This is a genomic window from Pantoea sp. Pa-EAmG, from assembly GCF_030024295.1.
GTDB classification, from domain to species: Bacteria; Pseudomonadota; Gammaproteobacteria; order Enterobacterales; family Enterobacteriaceae; genus Pantoea; species Pantoea dispersa.
The window spans coordinates 1-417 of sequence record NZ_JASEWO010000449.1; the positions used below are offsets into that span (position 1 = coordinate 1).

At 43.9% G+C, this 417-nt stretch carries 1 protein-coding gene; it reads left to right on the forward strand.

Features of this window, described 5'->3' with window-relative positions; translation table 11 throughout:
• On the forward strand, positions 1 to 213 hold a 213-nt coding region (locus QMM04_RS23185; protein WP_282997245.1), incomplete at its 5' end, for a hypothetical protein.
• Positions 214 to 417: the final 204 nt, after the last annotated feature.

The following is a 417-nucleotide window of genomic DNA, read 5'->3' on the forward strand; positions in this document are numbered from 1 at the left end:
GTGGAAAAAGATCGACGCCTGCGGCAGACGTTTTTACAGCAAAGCGCCCAGCAATATTACATGGCACCCTGGATTGTACACCGCTCTTGCTTACCCTGCCGTGCTGTAGATATTACGGATTTGTTTGCAAGATCTTTCAACGAAGAAGTCGATTACCGGCAGGCGGTTGCGGATTATCATTTATTATTAGAAAATGTTGAGGCACTAAAATGAATGTAGAGTTTTTTGAACCACAAAAATTGCGCCATATTGAAAAATTCAGTTCACGTCGCGTTGAATGGTTGCGTAATAAAATTATTCAGGTTTGTTTTTTTTGATAAGGTGAGGAGCGTGATCTACACCATAATCTGGTACTGGACGGCCAGCACCGTATGGAAGTCGCGCTCAGTCTGGGACTAAAAAGAGTGCCGGTCGTAC